This window comes from Cupriavidus sp. H19C3 (assembly GCF_049393815.1).
Classification (GTDB): domain Bacteria; phylum Pseudomonadota; class Gammaproteobacteria; order Burkholderiales; family Burkholderiaceae; genus Cupriavidus.
Window position 1 is genome coordinate 2599458 of the sequence record NZ_CP184985.1, and the last position, 17026, is coordinate 2616483.

Below are 17026 nucleotides of genomic sequence, written 5' to 3' on the forward strand. Positions count from 1 at the left end.
GTCAGGTCTGGATCAGACGCTTCTGGCGCGAGATGCTCATCAGGATGCCGATCCCCATGCCCAGCGTGACCAGCGCGGTACCGCCATAGCTCAGGAGCGGCAACGGCACGCCCACCACGGGCAGGATGCCGCTCACCATGCCCATGTTGACGAACGCGTAGGTAAAGAAGATCAGCGTGATGGCGCCCGCCAGCAGCCGCGAGAACAGCGTCGGCGCATTGGCGGCGATATACAGCCCGCGGAAGATCAGCAGCAGGTACAGCACCAGCAGCACCGCGTTGCCGATCAGGCCGAACTCCTCCGAGAACACCGCGAAGATGAAGTCGGTGTGCTTTTCCGGGATGAATTCGAGGTGGGTCTGGGTACCCTTGAGCCAGCCCTTGCCGGTCACCCCGCCCGAGCCGATCGCGATGATCGACTGGATGGTGTGGAAGCCCTTGCCGAGCGGATCGGTGGTCGGGTCCAGCAGCGTGCAGACGCGGTGCTGCTGGTAGTCGTGCAGGATCGGCCAGTTCACGCCCGGCGCGCAGATCTGGCTCTCGTAGCTCACCAGCAGCGTGATGGCCACCACCACCAGGGCCATCAGCGGCAGAATCAGGCGCCACGACAGACCGGCGAAGTAGATCACATAGAGGCCGGCCGCCAGCACCAGCAGGCCGGTGCCGAGGTCGGGCTGCTTGGCGATCAGCCCCACCGGCAGCGCGAGCAGCAGCAGCGCCACCACGAAGTCGAACCAGCGGATCACGCCCTCGCGTTTCTGGAAGTACCACGCCAGCATCAGCGGCATGGCGATCTTCATGACCTCGGAGGGCTGGATCACCACCCCGATATTGAGCCAGCGGCGCGCCCCCTTGCGGATCAGGCCGAACATGGCCACACCGATCAGCAGCGCCACGCCCACCGTATAGAGCGGCACGGCGATGCGCATCAACAGCTGGGTCGGCATGTAGGCGACCACCATCATCACCACATAGGAGAGCAGGATGTTGCGCAGCTGGTCTTCCACGCGGCCGGGCATGTCGATGGCGGCCGAATAGAGCGCCACGATACCGGTGGCGAACAGCAGGAACACGATCAGCGCGAGCGGCTTGTCGAAGCCCGTGAAGGCGGCACGGATCACGGACAGGACGCGGCGTTTTTCCATGTGCGCGTCTCCTCAGTCGGTTGCGGTGTGGTCGGCCCGGGGCGCCGCCGGGCGGGGGCGCGGCTTGACCGGCGCGGCGGGCGCGCTCTGCTGCGCGGCCGGCGTCACGGGCTTCCTGGCCGGCGTGGCCGGGGTGGCGGGGACAGCGGGAGTGGCGAGGCCCGAGGCCGGCGCCAGCCGGCTGTGGCCGAGCGCCTGCAGCATGCGTTCATCGAGCGTCTCGACGGCCGAAGCCGGCGCGATCGCATCGGGGTCCAGGCGCGGCGCCAGCACCTCGGAGCCGGCGCGCGTGCCTGGCACGGTGGCGTTGCTGGCGCCTCCCGCCGCCGCCACCGTACTCGCGCCAGCGACCGCGAGTTGCGCGGTCGGTACCGAGGCCGGCGCAGGCGTTGGCGTGGCCGCCGCGGCGGAGGCCGGCGCGGTCTGCATGACGGTCGCGCTGGCCACGGTGGTGGTCTGGCCCGTGGTAAACACGCTGGGGGTGTCGACCGGCGGCCTGCCGCCGGCCCGCTCGCGCTCCGCAGGCGGCGGCGCGCTGGCCTGCAATTCCTCGGGCCATTTGCCGAGCAGGTAGTAATCCATCACCTTGCGCGCGATCGGGGCCGCCACGGCGGCGCCAAAGCCCGCGTTCTCGACGATCAGCGCCAGGGCGATCTTGGGATTGTCGGCCGGCGCAAAGGCCGTATAGAGCGAGTGATCGCGCTTGCGCTCCTCGAGCGCGTGGTGGTTGTACTTCTCGTTCTTGCCGAGCGTATAGGTCTGCGCGGTACCGGTCTTGCCGGCCGACTCGTAGGCGGCGCCGGCAAACACGCGCGCGGCCGTACCCGAATGCGTCACCGCGACCATCGCCTTCTTGATCACGTCGATATCGGCCTGCCTGAGCGGAATGCGGTAGCTTTCCTTCGGCACCGTCAGCGTGCGCCGGCGCGAGACCGCGTCCTCGACCGCTTTCACCAGGTGAGGCTTCATCACCGAACCGTTGTTGACGATGATGGACACCGCGTTGGCCAGTTGCAGGATCGTAAAGCTGTTGTAGCCCTGGCCGATGCCGAGCGAGATGGTTTCGCCGTCGTACCACTTCTGCTGCTCGGGCTTGCGGTAGGCCTTGCGCTTCCAGTCGGTGGACGGCAGGATGCCGCGGCTTTCGCCCTCGATGTCGATGCCCGTGATCTGGCCAAAGCCGAGCGGCTTCATGAAGTCGTGGATCGCGTTGACGCCCATGTCGCGCGCCAGCGCATAGTAGTACGTGTCGCACGACTGCACGATCGACGCCTGCATGTCCACCCAGCCGTGGCCGCCCGGCTTGTCGTCGCGGAACGTATGGTTGCCGAAGGTGAAGAAGCCGGGGTCGTGCATGCCCCACGCGGCGGTACGCTTGCCGGTGGTCAGCGCCGCCAGCGCCATGAAGGGCTTGTAGGTCGAGCCCGGCGGATAGGTGCCGCGCAGCGGACGGTTCAGCAACGGCTTGTCGGGCGAGTTGTTGAGCTCGTTCCAGGTGTTGACATCGATCCCTTCCACGAACAGGTTGGGGTCGAAGGTCGGTTTGGAGACGAACGCGAGAATGTCGCCGGTGGCCGGCTCGATCGCCACCAGCGCGCCGCGGCGGTCGCCAAACAGCTGCTCGGCCAGTTGCTGCAGCCGGATATCGAGCGAGAGGATCAGGTTGTTGCCGGGCGTGGCGGGCGAGGTCGACAGCGTGCGGATCGGCCGTCCGCCCGCGCTGACTTCCACTTCCTCGAAGCCGGTCAGGCCGTGCAGTTCGGTCTCGTAGCTTTGCTCCAGGCCGATCTTGCCGATGTAGTTGGTGCCCTTGTAGTTGTCCGCATCCTTGCGCGGATCGTACTTGGCGCCTTCCGCATCGTTGGCGGTGTCCATCTCGTCGAGGCGCTCCTGGTCGCGCTGCGAGATGCGGCCGATATAGCCGATCACGTGGCTGGCCGATTCGCCCAGCGGATACTGGCGGAACAGCCGCGCGCGTACGTCCACGCCCGGAAAGCGGAAGCGCTGGGCGGAGAAGCGGGCCACCTCCTCGTCCGACAGCTGGCTGCGGATCGGCAGCGACTCGAAACTGCGGGACTCCTCCAGCAGCCGCTTGAAGCGGCGCCGGTCGCGCGGCTGGATATCCACCAGCCCGGCCAGCGCGTCGATGGTGTTGTCGAGCGTGTCGGTCAGCTTGGACGGCGTGATTTCGAGCGTATAGGCCGAATAGTTGCGCGCCAGGATGATGCCGTTGCGGTCCATGATCAGGCCGCGGTTGGGCTCGATCGGCGCGACCGAAATGCGGTTGTCCTCGGCCTTGGCCGAATACTGCTCGTGCTTGTACCACTGCAGCCACAGGAAGCGGGTGAACAGCAGCCCGAAGCAGAGGACTGTAAACAGCGCCGCCGCCGCCACGCGGATGCGGAAGCGGCCGATTTCCAGTTCGACGTTGCGGATTTCGGTCATGGCGCGGTACTGCGGGGCATAAGGACGGACGGGCCGTCAGATCGGACGGGTCTCGTCCACGTCGTTGGAGCGGCGCTGCGGCGCCAGCAGGATGCTGGTGGCGAGCGGCCATAACAGGGCTTCGATGCCGGGCGCGAGCAGGAGTTGCCAGCCGGGCAGCGGCGCACCCATCGCCAGGCGGATTACTACCGGCACCGCGTGCGTGACAAACAACAGCGGCAGCACATGCAGCGCCTGCGTATAGACCGAGAACCACAGCACACGGCGATGGATCGTGATGGCGAAGTACGCCAGCATCGTATAGGCCATGGCGTGCTCGCCGAGCAGGCGCGCGTCGTGCACGTCCATCAGCAGGCCGAGCGCGAATGCCACGCCCATGCCGACCTTGCGCGGCTGATGGATATTCCAGAACACCAGCACCAGCGCCACCATGTCCGGCACCCATAGCGTGGTGCCCCACGGCATCAGGTTGAACAGGAACGCCAGCACGAAACTCAGCGCGATAAACGCGGGATTGACCGGACGCAGCAGATACTGGGGATGGGTCATTCTGTCGTCTCCCGGGTCCCGGTGGCGGGCTTGACGGGCTTGTCGGCCTTGGTGGCCGCCTTGGTGTCCGCCTTGGTGTCGGCCTTGCTGTCCGCCTTGTTTTCGGCGTCCTTGCCATCCGCGGCCTTGTTCTCCGCGGCGGCGCGGGCGGCGGCCGAGCGCGCACCGCGTTCGGCCTTGTCCTTGGGCGCCGCTTCGTCGGCCGGGCGCGGCGGCAGATTGGCCTCGTAGCGCACCACCAGCAGCTGCCGGTGGGCGCGCACGCCGGCCACGGGTTCGCAGTACACGCGCGAGAACGCGGTGTCGGCCTTGCGCTCGATCTGCACGATCTTCGCCACCGGCAGGCCGGGCGGATAGGTGCCGTCGAGGCCCGAGGTCACCAGCAGGTCGCCCTGCTGCAGGTCCGCCGAGGCGGCCATGAAGCGCAGGTCGAGCAGGCCCGCGCGCGAGCCGCCAAAGGCCACGCTGCGCAGGCCGTTGCGTACCACCTGGACCGGGATCGCCTGATCCTTGTCGGTCAGCAGCGTCACTTCGGACTGGAAGGGCGAGACGCGTGTGACCTGGCCGATCACGCCACGCTCGTCGATGACGGGGTAGCCCGCGCGCAGGCCCTGCTGGCTGCCGCGGTCGATCACGATGCGCTGACTATAAGGATCGCGGGCGTCATAGAGAATCTCTGCCGCGGAGACCGGGGTGGCAGATCGCTGGGTCAGGTTCAGCAGCTTGCGCAGCTGGTTGTTCTCGGCTTCGAGCTGGGCCTGGCGCACCGCGGCCTCGGCCTGCAACACGGCATTGCGGCGCAGCTCGCGGTTCTCGTTGGCCAGCGTCACCGCGGACTGCGCGTAATCGAAGACGCCGCGCACCATGTCGCGCGGCACCAGCACCACGCGCTCCACCGGCATGAGCACGGTGGCGGCAACCTGGCGCGCCACGCTGAGGGCGTTGAAGCGGGCATCGACGATCAGCAGCGCCAGCGCGATCGTCACAAAGATGATCAGGCGCGCGAGAGCCGAAGTGCCTTGCTTGAAGAGCGGCGGTGGGGAGTAATCCATTTACCCGGGCGCTGGGGGCATTGCTGCGCCGGCCCCGACAACGTCCGCGCAACGGACGCCGCGGGGGCCGGCGGCGGAAGGTAGGGTCTCGGCCAGTCGACCCGAGCATGCACCCGGCGAGAGGGACGCCGCCGCCGTCGCATTCATTGCGAATCCGCCGGCAGGCTGCCCAACGCCGAGTTGGCCACGTTCAGGTTCCCGGGACTGCGTTATTCGTAGGAGAAGATGCTGCCCAGCTTGTCCATGCGCTCGAGCGCCATGCCCGAGCCGCGCACCACGCAGGTCAGCGGGTCCTCGGCCACCAGCACCGGCAGGCCGGTTTCCTCGGCCAGCAGGCGATCCAGATCGCGCAGCAGCGCGCCGCCGCCGGTCAGCATCATGCCGCGCTCGGCGATATCGGCGCCCAGTTCGGGCGGGGTCTGTTCCAGCGCGATCTTGACCGCGGACACGATCTGGTTGAGCGGATCGGTCAGCGCCTCGAGGATTTCGTTGGACGACACCGTGAACGCGCGCGGAATGCCTTCCGACAGGTTGCGGCCCTTGACTTCCATCTCGCGGACTTCGGAGCCCGGGAAGGCCGAGCCGATTTCCTTCTTGATGGCTTCGGCGGTCTGCTCACCGATCAGCATGCCGTAGTTGCGGCGGATGTAGTTGACGATGGCTTCGTCGAACTTGTCGCCGCCCACGCGCACCGAACCCTTGTAGACCATGCCGCCCAGCGAGATGATGCCCACCTCGGTGGTGCCGCCGCCGATGTCCACGACCATCGAGCCCGACGGCTCCGACACCGGCAGGCCGGCGCCGATCGCGGCCGACATCGGCTCCTCGATCAGGTACACCTGGCTCGCGCCGGCGCCCAGCGCCGATTCGCGGATGGCACGCCGCTCCACCTGGGTCGAGCCGCACGGCACGCAGATGATGATGCGCGGGCTCGGACGCAGCAGCTTGGAGTCGTGCACCATCTTGATGAACTGCTTGAGCATCTGCTCGGTGACGGTGAAGTCGGCGATCACGCCGTCCTTCATCGGGCGGATGGCCTCGATATTGCCCGGCACCTTGCCCAGCATCTGCTTGGCTTCCTTGCCAACGGCCGTGATCGTCTTCTTGGCGTTGGGGCCGCCTTCCTGGCGAATGGCCACCACCGACGGCTCGTCGAGCACAATGCCCTTGTCGCGCATGTAGATCAGCGTGTTGGCGGTGCCCAGGTCGATGGCCAGGTCGTTGGAGAAATAGCTGCGGAGAAATCCGAACATCAGGAGTCCTGTCTTCTGTTGGTTCGCGGTATGCGAAACGGCCGGGGCGCTCCCTACGCTGTCGTACGGAGCCCGGCCGCGAGATACGGTTGTCACGGGTGAGGGTTCTCGGCTCCCGTGCGGCGACACGACTGCTGGCCTGGGACTACGAGCCGACTCGGGCTGATTCGGGCTGGCTCGGGCTGGCTCGAACTGCCTCAAGCCTACCGGCGCCGGCGGCGAAGCCATGCACCGGAGCCAGGCCTCGCGCCGGACCTACGGGAACCTTTGATTAGACCCTGCGCGAAAGTTCGCCGGTGACACACCTCACAGGTCGAAAAAAACCTGACGGTGGCAGAAGCCTAATCGGAGGTACCTGATTGTGACAGCGGAAAATGCGATCAAAACTGGCCGTTAATTCATCGCTGGGCGGGGGCTCCGCGATGTCAACCTATTGCTCCATCCTTGCGTGTCGATGCTTGCTGTCGTTGCCTGGACCGCGCCCGGACCGCGCCCGGACCGCGACTTCGCCAGGCATGCTGGGCTTGTTGCATAACCGCGACGCCGGTTGCCCCCTCCGGCCTGCATGCGGGTGGCAGTGGCGACGGCACCACCGGACGAGCCCGTCGGCAAGGCCATCGGCAAGGCCATCGGCAAGGCCATCAACAACGCCGTCGACAGACGCCGGGCGGGTACTCGACTGCCGGAGAAGCGCGTCCTGCCCGACATCCTTGCCGGATCAGCCTCTGCCGCGCCGGAAGATGTGCAGAAGACGTTGCCAGGCCCGGCTGCGACGCGTAATGATACCTTATAATTCCCGCTGTTTCGGGGCGTTTGGCCCCGGAAAAACTTGTAACTTCGACGATCCCTGGGGCGCTTCCCGGGCGCACCTGTCCGGCATGCCAAAGGCGCTATCGCGCGCCGCCTGCCCGGCTCCGTCGCCAGGCCTCCCGCTTCGTGCCACGCCGGCCGCCACCGCGCTGCCTGCCGCCCCGCGAAAAACCGTCTGTCATTCCACGCCATGGCCCTCGACCTATCCGACGTCAAGCGCATTGCCCATCTGGCCCGCATCGAAACCAGCGATGAGGAAGCCAGCCACATGCTTGGCCAACTGAACAACTTTTTCTCCCTCGTCGAACAGATGCAGGCCGTGGATACCGCCGGTATCGAGCCGCTGGCCCACCCGCTGTCGGCCGTGCGCGATATCGCGCAGCGCCTGCGCGAGGACGCGGTCACCGAAGCCGACCGCCGCGCCGACTACCAGCAGCCCGCGCCGGCCACCGAGAACGGCCTCTACCTGGTGCCCAAGGTCATCGAGTGAGCGCCCGGGGCCGCAGTCCGTGCGCCCCGCTCCGCCGCGACCCTTGTCCGCCCATCACAGACGCCTACCGACATGTCTTTTTCCGCTGAAACCGTGACTTCCCTGCGCCAGCTTGCCGATGCCCTGGCGGCGCGCACCGTCTCCGCCGAGGAACTCGCGCGCGAATACCTGGCCCGCATCGAGGCCGCCCGCGCGCTCAACGCGTTCGTCGACGTCAATCCCGAACTGACGCTGGCACAGGCGCGCCAGGCCGACGAGCGCCGCGCGCGCGGCCAGGCCGCTCCGCTCACCGGCGTGCCGATCGCCCACAAGGACGTGTTCGTCACGCGCGGCTGGCAATCGACCGCCGGCTCGAAGATGCTGTCCGGCTACCGCAGCCCGTTCGATGCAACCGTGGTGGAGCGCCTCGCAGCCGCCGGCATGGTCACGCTGGGCAAGACCAACATGGACGAATTCGCGATGGGTTCGTCCAACGAGAACTCGTACTTCGGCCCCGTGCGCAACCCCTGGGACCCCGCGCGCGTGCCGGGCGGCTCGTCGGGCGGCTCGGCCGCCGCGGTGGCAGCGGGCCTGGCGCCGGCGGCCACCGGCACCGATACCGGCGGCTCGATCCGTCAGCCGGCGTCGTTCTCGGGCATTACCGGCATCAAGCCGACCTACGGTCGCGTGTCGCGCTACGGCATGATCGCGTTTGCCTCGTCGCTCGACCAGGGTGGCCCGATGGCACGCAGCGCCGAGGACTGCGCGCTGCTGCTGAACGCCATGGCGGGCTTCGACGAACGTGACTCGACCAGCCTCACGCCCGCGCAGGGCGGCGTGGACGAGGACTTCACGCGCCATCTGGGCCAGCCGCGTGCCGGCGCCAGCGCCGACCAGCCGCTTGCCGGCCTGCGCATCGGCCTGCCGCGCGAATACTTTGGCGCGGGCCTTGCCGCCGACGTGGAGCAGGCCGTGCGCGCCGCGCTGGCCGAGTACGAAAGGCTCGGCGCCACGCTGGTCGAGGTATCGCTGCCCAAGACCGAGCTGTCGATTCCCGTGTACTACGTGATCGCGCCGGCGGAGGCGTCGTCCAACCTGTCGCGCTTCGACGGCGTGCGCTACGGCCATCGCGCGGCCGAGTACCGCGACCTGCTCGACATGTACAAGAAGAGCCGGGCCGAAGGCTTTGGCGCCGAGGTCAAGCGCCGCATCCTGGTGGGCACCTACGTGCTGTCCCACGGCTACTACGACGCCTACTACCTGCAGGCGCAGAAGATCCGCCGCATCATCGCCGACGACTTCCAGCGCGCCTTTGCGCAGTGCGACGTGATCATGGGCCCGGTGGCGCCGACGGTCGCGTGGAAGCTGGGCGAGAAGAGCGCCGATCCGGTCCAGATGTATCTGGCCGACATCTTCACGCTGTCGACCAGCCTGGCCGGCCTGCCCGGCATGAGCGTGCCGTGCGGCTTTGGCGAGGGCAACATGCCGGTGGGCCTGCAGCTGATCGGCAATTACTTCGACGAAGCGCGCCTGCTGCAGACCGCGCACGCGTTCCAGCAAGCGACGGACTGGCACCTGCGCCGTCCGGCCAAGGGCTGACGCCGCGCATGAGACCCGACCGGCTGCTGCTCCGCGCCCTCGCCGCCATGGCCCTCGCCGTGGTGGTGGCGGGCTGCATCCAGCTTCCGTTTGGCCGGCCCACGCCGATTGCGAGCCGGGACATCGACCTGGCCGGCGATTGCCGCCGCACCGAGGAGGACGGCTTCCGCGAGGATGCGCAGTTACGGGTGGCCGACAACACCGTGCAGCAGCTGTCGTGGCGGCTCTGGGTCGGCAAGCGCGGCTCGTGCAGCTTCAACCTGGCCGACTTCCGCCAGGTCCGCAAGTCGCCTCATATCGAGCTGCGCGCCAACGACGGCAGCGGCTGCAAGCTGATGGTGTGGCAGGATCCGCGCCGCGTCACCCTGGCGCATGCGAGCTGCCAGCAGCGCTGCAGCCCGGGCATCTACGAGGAAGCGTGGCCGGTGATGTTCGATCCGGACACGGGCAACTGTGCCACCACGCGCTAGGATCGACGCCATGATGCCGCTGGCCGCCGCCCTGTTCCGCCGCGCCCGCAACCTTGGTGGCGCCCCGCGCAGCCCGCGCCTCGCCGCGAGCCTGGCGCTGCTGGCGGCCGCCGTGTTTTCGCATCCGGCGGCGGCGTTACCCGTGCTCACGCCCGATACACCGGCCTCGGCCACGCTGGCGCCGCCTTCGGCCGTGCATGCCGCGCTGGCGCAGCCGGTGCCGGTCCAGCGTGTGACCATTCCCGGCGAGGCCGGCATGCCGATGCTGACCGCCTACTGGTTCCTGCCGCGCGAAACGATGCCGCGCACGCAGGGCATGCCCGTGGTGGTGGCGCTGCATGGCTGCAATGGCCTCGACGAGGCGCGCAAGACCGGCGTGCTGCAACCGCGCTACCGCGAATATGCGCAATGGCTCAGCGAGCGCGGCTATGCGGTGCTGATGCCGGACAGCTACGGCCCGCGTGGCAAGCAGGACACCTGCGGCGACGCCCCTGGCGGGCGGGACGGGCGGGACGCGCGCGATGGCGGCAGGGGCATCGACGACAAGACCCGGCGCGCCGACGCGCTGGCGGCGTTACGCTGGCTGACGGGCCAGCCGGGCCTCGATATCCGCCGCGTGGTGCTGCTGGGCTGGTCCAACGGCGCGCAGGCGGTGCTGGCCACGATCGACGCCAGCCGCCCATGGCCGGCGGCCACGCCCAATGTCGAGCGCGCGGTGGCGTTCTATCCGGGCTGCCGGCGTGCCGTGCAGCAGCACAACTTCCGTCTGCGCGCGCCATTGCTGCTCATGATCGGCGGTGCCGACGACTGGACGCCGGCCACGCGCTGCGCGATGCTGCAAAGCGCCGTGCAGGCGCGCCAGCCGAATGCGCGCTTCCGGCTTGAAATTTATCCTGGTGCCTACCATGGTTTCGATGGCACCAGCGAACTACACGTTCGCCGCGAGATTGCGTCCACGCGCCGCGGCGGACATGTCACGGTGGGTGGCGACGCGGTCGCGCGCGTGGCCGCACTGGCCCAGCTCGACTCGTGGCTGGCCAGCGCCACGCCGTGATACGCGACACGAAACAAGAGACTCGAACAGGAATACCGCCATGCAGTCCACGCAATGGGAAGTGGTGATCGGCCTGGAGACGCATACCCAGCTCTCCACCGCCTCCAAGATTTTTTCGGGCACCTCCACCGCCTTCGGTGGCGAGCCCAACACGCAGGCGTCGCCGGTCGACCTCGCGCTGCCGGGCGTGCTGCCGGTGCTCAACAAGGGCGCCGTCGAGCGTGCCATCCAGTTTGGCCTGGCGATCGGCGCCCGGATCGCGCCGCGCAGCATCTTTGCGCGCAAGAATTACTTCTACCCCGACCTGCCCAAGGGCTACCAGATCAGCCAGTACGAGATTCCCGTCGTGCAGGGCGGCGAGATCACGATCCAGGTCGAGGGCAAACAGGGCGTCTACGAGAAGACGGTGCACCTGACGCGCGCGCACCTGGAGGAAGACGCGGGCAAATCGCTGCATGAGGACTTTGCCGGCATGACCGGCATCGACCTCAACCGCGCCGGCACGCCGCTGCTCGAGATCGTGACCGAACCCGACATGCGCAGCGCCGCCGAAGCGGTGGCCTATGCCAAGGCCCTGCACTCGCTCGTGGTCTGGCTCGGCATCTGCGACGGCAACATGCAGGAAGGCAGCTTCCGCTGCGACGCCAACGTGTCGGTCCGCCCGGTCGGCCAGGAGAAGTTCGGCACGCGCCGCGAAATCAAGAACCTGAACTCGTTCCGCTTTCTGCAGCAGGCCATCGAATACGAGGTGCAGTGGCAGATCAACGAGATCGAGGACGGTCGCGAGATCGTCCAGGCCACCGTGCTGTTCGATCCCGATACCGGCGAGACGCGCGCGATGCGGACCAAGGAAGACGCGCACGACTACCGCTACTTCCCCGACCCCGACCTGATGCCGCTCGACATCGACAGCGCGTGGGTCGAGCGCGTGCGCGGCGAACTGCCCGAACTGCCGGCCACCATGCAGGCGCGCTTCGTTTCCGAGTACGGCCTGTCCGCCTACGACGCCAGCATGCTGACGTCAAGCAAGGCGCTCGCGTCGTACTACGAGGCGGTGGTGAAAGCAGTCGGCACGGCCAGCGCCAAGCCGGCCGCCAACTGGCTGATGGGCGACGTGGCGTCGCAGCTGAACCGCGAGGGCATCGCCATCGACGCGGCACCGGTCAGTCCGGCGCAACTGGCCAGGCTGCTGGCGCGCATCGCCGACGGCACGGTGTCCAACAACACCGCCAAGAAGGATGTGTTCCCGGCCATGTGGGCCGGCGAGGCCGGCGGCGATGCCGATGCGATCATCGCCGCCAAGGGCCTGAAGCAGATGTCCGATACCGGCGAGCTGGAGAAGATCATCGACGACGTACTGGCCGCCAACGCCAAATCGGTCGAGGAATTCCGCGCCGGCAAGGAGAAGGCGTTCAATGCGCTGGTCGGCCAGGCGATGAAGGCCACCAAGGGCAAGGCCAACCCCGCGCAGGTCAACGAGCTGCTCAAGAAGAAGCTCGGCTGAGCGGCGCGCCAGGTCATGCCGCACCCTTTCCCGCACGCGGGGAAGGGTGCGGGGAAGGGTGCGAGGAAGGGTGCGAGGAAGGGTGCGAGGACGGGGGCGCGGCACCAGCGCCCGATCGCGCCGCAGGCTCGGCCCCCGGCTAGGGCGGCGGTGCCTGCTCCACCGGCACCACGCTCACTTCCACATCGACCGTATGGGCACCCCCACCCACCAGCACGCCGTGCAATAGCGGCACATCGCTGTAGTCGCGCGCGATTGCCAGCGTCACATGATCCGTATCCGCCAGCACATCGTTGGTGGGGTCGAGATCGATCCAGCCCAACCGCGGACACCATACTCCGGCCCATGCATGCGAGGCATCGGCGCCGAGCAGGCGCGCCTGCCCGGGCGGCGGCTCCGTCAGCAGATAGCCGCTGACGTAGCGCGCCGCCAGCCCGAGCGCGCGCAGGCAGCCGATCATCACCTGCGCAAAGTCCTGGCATACGCCGCTGCGCAGCGCAAAGGCCTCGCGCGCCGGGGTATGGACCTCGGTGGCCTCACCGTGATACGCGAAGTCCGCGTGAATGCGATGCATCAGGTCGATGGCCCCGGCCGCCACCGTCACGCCCGGCGCGAAGCTCCGCTGCGCGTACTCGCGCAGCGGAGCATGCAGGCCCACGTTGGGCGAGGCGTAGACGAACTCGCTCTCGCGATGGAACGGCTGCCCCGCGCGAAAGCGCAGCGCTTGCGCGGCAGCTTCCCATGGCATGCTGCGCGTGGCATCGAAGTCCCGCCAGCGCGGCCGCAGCGTGACCGTGCTCGACGCGGCCAGGCGCATGACCTCGTGCGGCACGTCGAGCATGAAGTGCAGCACGTGATTGCCAAACGCGTCGATGCGCCAGTGCTGGTGCGCGGGAGCCGGGTCGATCTCGATGCTGTGCGCGCCCACCGTCTGCCACGGATGCGAAGCCGGTGTTGCCACCGCGCGCTGCTGCGCGAGCTCCACCGGATGCGCATAGCGATACGTGGTGACATGATGCACCGCGCGGGTGGCGGCGGCGATGGTCGGCGCGTCGCTCATGGCAGGTACGGTAGATGCGGCAGCGTGGGCAGACCGGGCTTGCGGGGCAGGTCACGCAGGTCCTGCGACACGGTCGGCGCACCCGCGCCGGCGGGGTTGGCCGCGTGGATGAAATAGCGGGCGCCGATCTCCTCCGACAACCGTGCCATGCGTTCGCCGAGCTGATCGCACAAGGCCGCGAGCTTACCGTAGCGGCCGGTGCCCTCCCCTGCGTCCTGCCCGGTGGAATTGCCGTCCCCCGCATCGACCTCGCACAGCAACGCGCGCGACGGCAGCGCACTCGCCGGCGGCAGCAGCTCCGCCAGCGGCACGCGCGCCTGGCCGCTGTTACCGGTCGGCACCTGCGCGAGCTTTGCGCGCAGGCGATCCAGCACGCCGTAGAGACCGCGCGGATTGGTCGGGTCCATCACCAGCAGTTCCACCAGCGTGGGCACGTCGGTGCGGCCCGGATAGCGCGAGCGATACGTCAGCGTGCTGTCGAACAGGTGCAGCAACTGGTCGAAGCCGCTGCGCGTGGCCAGCGCGCCGCATTCCACCGCCGTTTCCAGAAACGCCGCGAGGGTGCCGACCCGCTCGACATGACGGCCGATAAAGACCAGCCGCCAGGCCTCGTCGCGCGTCATGCGGTCGCCCTGGGCGCCGCTGATCGCGCCGAGCTGCATGCTCAGGTGTTCGAGCGCCGCCAGCACGCGCGCGCGATCGTAGGGGCCATCGGCGCCGGCGGCTGCCGCCACCGCCGTCATGGCATCGTGGAAGTCGTTGCGCGCCGCGAGGATCGTGCGCCAGTGATCGTTGGACAGGCGATTGCGGATCTCGCTGGCAGCGCGCGCATGATCGGCGAGCGTACGCACCACGCCGGCCGTACCGGCAGGGTCCGCCAACGTCGCCACCAATTGCCGCTCGAACAATTGGCGCTCGAACGCGCGCGGCGACGCCTGCGGCGCGGGGGTGCTCTCCGGTACGAGACCAAACCATCTGGCGAGGCTGCCGAACATCGCAAGCGTGCGCGCATCGGTATCGCTGCTGCTTTCGATCGAACCGAGGATCTGCCGGCACAGGCGCACGGTATTCTCCGCGCGCTCGGCATAACGGCCGGCCCAGTACAGGTTCTCCGCGGCGCGGCTCGACACCGTCAGCGCGCGCATCGAAGTCTCCGCGGGCGCGGCCAGCCCCGTGGCCGCGGCCAGCGGCACGGTGCCGATCGGGTGGCTCGACAGCACCCAGGTATCGGCGCTGGTACCGCCGAGCTGCATCGACACGGCTTCCAGACCGGGCGGCGCCAGACGCGTAAAGCCGCCCGGCATGACCTGCCAGCCGCCATTGCCGTCGGAAACCGCATACACGCGCAACATCGCCGCGCGCGAGCCGATGTGTCCAGCGCCGCCCGCGCTGCCGTGGCGCGGCTCCCAGCACGGCGTATGCGACAGCGGCAAGGGCGCCTGGATGGTGTAGCGGTCGGGCGTCGCGGCGAACCGGTCGCGCCAGTCGTCGAGGCGTTGCAGCCCCTGCTCCAGCCCCATCGGCGGATCGTCGGGCGTGCGTGGATAGGTGGGGAGGACAAAGGCCTCGGCCTGTGCGGCGAGCGCTTCCGCCTGTGCCGCGGCCTCCCCGCACCACCAGCTGAACACGCCGGGCAGGATCAGCGTCTCGCCCAGCAGCGCCTGCGCCACGCCAGGCAGAAATCCATGGATCGCGGGCGACTCCAGGAAACCGGAGCCAGGCACGTTCGATACCATCACATTGCCGGCGCGCATCGCCTCGAGCAGGCCCGGCACGCCGATGGTGGAATCGCCGCGCAACTCCAGCGGGTCGCAGAACACGTCATCGAGCCGGCGCAGGATCACGTCCACCCGTTCGAGCCCGGCAAAGGTCTTCAGGTAGACCACATCGTTGCGCACGGTCAGGTCCGTGCCTTCCACCAGGGTGATGCCAAGATAGCGGGCCAGGAACGTGTGCTCGAAGTAGGTCTCGTTGAGCGGCCCCGGCGACAGCAGCACGATCTGCCGTGACGCCCCTGCCGCCCCTGCCGCCCCGGACCCTCTGCCCGCGCCGGTCGCCCCCTGCGTCTGCGCCGATCCTGCGAGCGGCACATGGGCGAGCGTCGAGATCAACTGCGCAAAGGCCGGCGGCAGACGCCGCACGCGCAGGTCGCGAAATGCGTCGGCAAACTGGCCCGAAACGATCAGCCGGTTCTCCAGCGCATAGCCCATGCCGGACGGGGTTTCGGTGCGATGCGCGATCACGGTCCAGCCCTGTGCCGTATGTACCAGGTCCACCGCCACGATTTGCAGGAAGCTGCCGCCGGGCGGCGCATAGCCCTTGAGCGGACGCATATAGCCGGGATGGCCGTAGATCAGTCCGGGCGGCAGCAGGCCGCGCTCGAGCAGCGTCTGCGGACCGTAGATATCCGCCATGATCGCGTTGGCGAGCGTGGCGCGCTGGATCACGCCGGCCTCGATGGTGGCCCAGTCGTCTTCGGCGACGAGGAACGGCAGCAGTTCGAGCGCCCATGCGCGCGCCTCGCCCTGATCCGCGTAGACGTTGTAGGTCACGCCGTTGTCGCGCACCTGCCGCGCTACCGCGGCTGCGCGCTGGTTCAGCGCGTCGGCGAGGGATTCACCGGGCGCCAGGGTGGCGGCAAAAAACCGCGCCCAGGGGGACCGCACGCCGGCCGCGGCGGCCTCCGCGGCCTCGCTCCCCGCGCCGGCGGAGGGCGCCGCGCCGGCGGAGGGCGCCGCGCCGGCAGGGGCGTGGCGCAACTCGTCGAGATGGCCGGCCGGCACCGGCAAGGCAAGCGCGGCGACCGCGTCGGCCTTACATCGAACTGGCATTGGCGGCCTTGGCACGCACGGTCTCTTCCAGCAGCGAGCGCAGCTTGGCCAGGGACACCGGATCGCCATGCGACGCCGAGCGCGCGTACCAGATCTTGGCCTGTTCGATGTCCTTGTCGACGACGCCGGGTTCGCCCCGCTCGTAATAGCTGCCCACGATGTACTGCGCGCCGCCGTCGCCGGCATCCGCCGCGCGGCTGTACCAGAAGAACGCCTTGCCATAGTCCTTCTGCACGCCGCGGCCGGTGAAGTAATTGGTGGCCAGCGCCATCTGCGCCTGCGTGTGTCCACCTTGCGCGGCGCGCTCGTACCAGCGGTTGGCTTCTTCCAGCGACTTCGGCACCAGTTCGCCGCGCTCGTAGAGATCGCCGTAGGTGTACTGCGCATGCGTCATCTGATTATCGGCCGCCTTGCGCAGCCACACGATCGCCTCCTGCGGCCTGGCCGGCGTGCCCTCGCCACGCATCAGCATCATGGCGTAGTTGAACTGGGCGAGCCGATTGCCCTGGCGGGCAGCCGCGGCAAACCCCTGCAGCGCGGCATCGAAGCGGCCGGCCTCATAGTCGGCCACCGCGGCGCGGGTCTGGGATTGGGCGGGCGCGGGCGGTTCGGGTGCGGCATGGCCGGGAAGCGCGGCCGACAGCGCCAGCGCGGCCAGCGCCACGCGGAGGATTCGGGCAACAACCCCGAGACGGGTGAGAGACATGGGTGACTCCGATCCTGGCGGTGTGGGTTCGTATGGCGATCGACGGGTGCCTGTTGCCAGTGTAGCGGGGATGATATGGG

Annotated in this window: 14 protein-coding genes; 6 read left to right on the top strand and 8 right to left on the bottom strand. The window is 68.5% G+C overall.

The window, feature by feature from the left end; genetic code table 11:
* Window position 1: 1 nt before the first annotated feature.
* From rodA to DFLDMN_RS12120, 5 genes are all read right to left on the bottom strand, one after another.
* Entirely contained in the window at window positions 2-1144 is a 1143-nt protein-coding gene (gene rodA, locus DFLDMN_RS12100) for a rod shape-determining protein RodA (protein ID WP_423195202.1), read from the bottom strand.
* Window positions 1145-1156: 12 nt separating this feature from the next.
* Window positions 1157-3589, bottom strand: a complete 2433-nt coding sequence (gene mrdA / locus DFLDMN_RS12105; protein ID WP_423195203.1) for a penicillin-binding protein 2 — start codon at window positions 3587-3589, stop codon at window positions 1157-1159.
* Between the two features lie 36 nt (window positions 3590-3625).
* Window positions 3626-4138, bottom strand: coding sequence for a rod shape-determining protein MreD (gene mreD, locus DFLDMN_RS12110; protein ID WP_423195204.1), 513 nt, complete (start codon window positions 4136-4138; stop codon window positions 3626-3628).
* The gene (mreC, locus tag DFLDMN_RS12115; protein ID WP_423195205.1) at window positions 4135-5190 is read right to left on the bottom strand and encodes a rod shape-determining protein MreC; all 1056 of its coding nucleotides are present in this window, start codon (window positions 5188-5190) and stop codon (window positions 4135-4137) included. The genes mreD and mreC overlap by 4 nt, the downstream gene beginning before the upstream one ends.
* A 209-nt stretch (window positions 5191-5399) precedes the next feature.
* Entirely contained in the window at window positions 5400-6443 is a 1044-nt protein-coding gene (locus DFLDMN_RS12120) for a rod shape-determining protein (RefSeq protein ID WP_008648066.1), read from the bottom strand.
* Window positions 6444-7020: 577 nt separating this feature from the next.
* On the opposite strand from DFLDMN_RS12120, the gene DFLDMN_RS12125 reads away from it, so the two are divergent.
* From DFLDMN_RS12125 to gatB, 6 genes are all read left to right on the top strand, one after another.
* Entirely contained in the window at window positions 7021-7236 is a 216-nt protein-coding gene (locus DFLDMN_RS12125; protein WP_423195206.1) for a hypothetical protein, read from the top strand.
* Window positions 7237-7443: 207 nt separating this feature from the next.
* On the top strand, window positions 7444-7743 hold the full coding sequence (gene gatC, locus DFLDMN_RS12130; RefSeq protein ID WP_423195207.1) for an Asp-tRNA(Asn)/Glu-tRNA(Gln) amidotransferase subunit GatC: 300 nt from the start codon (window positions 7444-7446) through the stop codon (window positions 7741-7743).
* A 72-nt stretch (window positions 7744-7815) separates the two neighbouring features.
* A complete protein-coding gene (gene gatA / locus DFLDMN_RS12135) occupies window positions 7816-9321 on the top strand; it encodes an Asp-tRNA(Asn)/Glu-tRNA(Gln) amidotransferase subunit GatA (protein ID WP_423195208.1) in 1506 nt (501 codons plus the stop codon).
* Window positions 9322-9329: 8 nt separating this feature from the next.
* Window positions 9330-9791, top strand: a complete 462-nt coding sequence (locus tag DFLDMN_RS12140) for a hypothetical protein (RefSeq protein ID WP_423195209.1) — start codon at window positions 9330-9332, stop codon at window positions 9789-9791.
* A 10-nt stretch (window positions 9792-9801) separates the two neighbouring features.
* A complete protein-coding gene (locus DFLDMN_RS12145; protein WP_423195210.1) occupies window positions 9802-10845 on the top strand; it encodes a dienelactone hydrolase family protein in 1044 nt (347 codons plus the stop codon).
* A gap of 40 nt (window positions 10846-10885) precedes the next feature.
* Complete coding sequence (gene gatB / locus DFLDMN_RS12150; RefSeq protein ID WP_423195211.1) at window positions 10886-12349, top strand: Asp-tRNA(Asn)/Glu-tRNA(Gln) amidotransferase subunit GatB; 1464 nt, start codon at window positions 10886-10888, stop codon at window positions 12347-12349.
* Window positions 12350-12488: 139 nt separating this feature from the next.
* Here gatB and DFLDMN_RS12155 read toward each other — a convergent pair whose 3' ends face one another.
* Genes DFLDMN_RS12155 through DFLDMN_RS12165 form a run of 3 tightly spaced genes read right to left on the bottom strand, consistent with a single transcriptional unit; the run spans window position 12489 to window position 16946 of the window.
* Window positions 12489-13409 carry a transglutaminase family protein gene (locus DFLDMN_RS12155; RefSeq protein ID WP_423195212.1) on the bottom strand — a complete coding sequence of 307 codons (921 nt, stop codon included), beginning with the start codon at window positions 13407-13409 and terminating at the stop codon, window positions 12489-12491.
* On the bottom strand, window positions 13406-16240 hold the full coding sequence (locus tag DFLDMN_RS12160; protein WP_423195213.1) for a circularly permuted type 2 ATP-grasp protein: 2835 nt from the start codon (window positions 16238-16240) through the stop codon (window positions 13406-13408). The genes DFLDMN_RS12155 and DFLDMN_RS12160 overlap by 4 nt, the downstream gene beginning before the upstream one ends.
* Entirely contained in the window at window positions 16224-16946 is a 723-nt protein-coding gene (locus DFLDMN_RS12165; protein ID WP_423195214.1) for a tetratricopeptide repeat protein, read from the bottom strand. Before DFLDMN_RS12165 ends, DFLDMN_RS12160 begins: the two co-directional genes overlap by 17 nt.
* Between the last annotated feature and the right edge of the window lie 80 nt (window positions 16947-17026).

What these genes read in the sequence shown, in the direction of transcription:
- rodA (WP_423195202.1), bottom strand. Translation starts at nt 1,144, where the DNA reads ATGGAAAAACGCCGCGTCCTGTCCGTGATCCGTGCCGCCTTCACGGGC.
- mrdA (WP_423195203.1), bottom strand. Translation starts at nt 3,589, where the DNA reads ATGACCGAAATCCGCAACGTCGAACTGGAAATCGGCCGCTTCCGCATC.
- mreD (WP_423195204.1), bottom strand. Translation starts at nt 4,138, where the DNA reads ATGACCCATCCCCAGTATCTGCTGCGTCCGGTCAATCCCGCGTTTATC.
- mreC (WP_423195205.1), bottom strand. Translation starts at nt 5,190, where the DNA reads ATGGATTACTCCCCACCGCCGCTCTTCAAGCAAGGCACTTCGGCTCTC.
- DFLDMN_RS12120 (WP_008648066.1), bottom strand. Translation starts at nt 6,443, where the DNA reads ATGTTCGGATTTCTCCGCAGCTATTTCTCCAACGACCTGGCCATCGAC.
- gatC (WP_423195207.1), top strand. Translation starts at nt 7,444, where the DNA reads ATGGCCCTCGACCTATCCGACGTCAAGCGCATTGCCCATCTGGCCCGC.
- gatA (WP_423195208.1), top strand. Translation starts at nt 7,816, where the DNA reads ATGTCTTTTTCCGCTGAAACCGTGACTTCCCTGCGCCAGCTTGCCGAT.
- DFLDMN_RS12140 (WP_423195209.1), top strand. Translation starts at nt 9,330, where the DNA reads ATGAGACCCGACCGGCTGCTGCTCCGCGCCCTCGCCGCCATGGCCCTC.
- DFLDMN_RS12145 (WP_423195210.1), top strand. Translation starts at nt 9,802, where the DNA reads ATGATGCCGCTGGCCGCCGCCCTGTTCCGCCGCGCCCGCAACCTTGGT.
- gatB (WP_423195211.1), top strand. Translation starts at nt 10,886, where the DNA reads ATGCAGTCCACGCAATGGGAAGTGGTGATCGGCCTGGAGACGCATACC.
- DFLDMN_RS12155 (WP_423195212.1), bottom strand. Translation starts at nt 13,409, where the DNA reads ATGAGCGACGCGCCGACCATCGCCGCCGCCACCCGCGCGGTGCATCAT.
- DFLDMN_RS12160 (WP_423195213.1), bottom strand. Translation starts at nt 16,240, where the DNA reads ATGCCAGTTCGATGTAAGGCCGACGCGGTCGCCGCGCTTGCCTTGCCG.
- DFLDMN_RS12165 (WP_423195214.1), bottom strand. Translation starts at nt 16,946, where the DNA reads ATGTCTCTCACCCGTCTCGGGGTTGTTGCCCGAATCCTCCGCGTGGCG.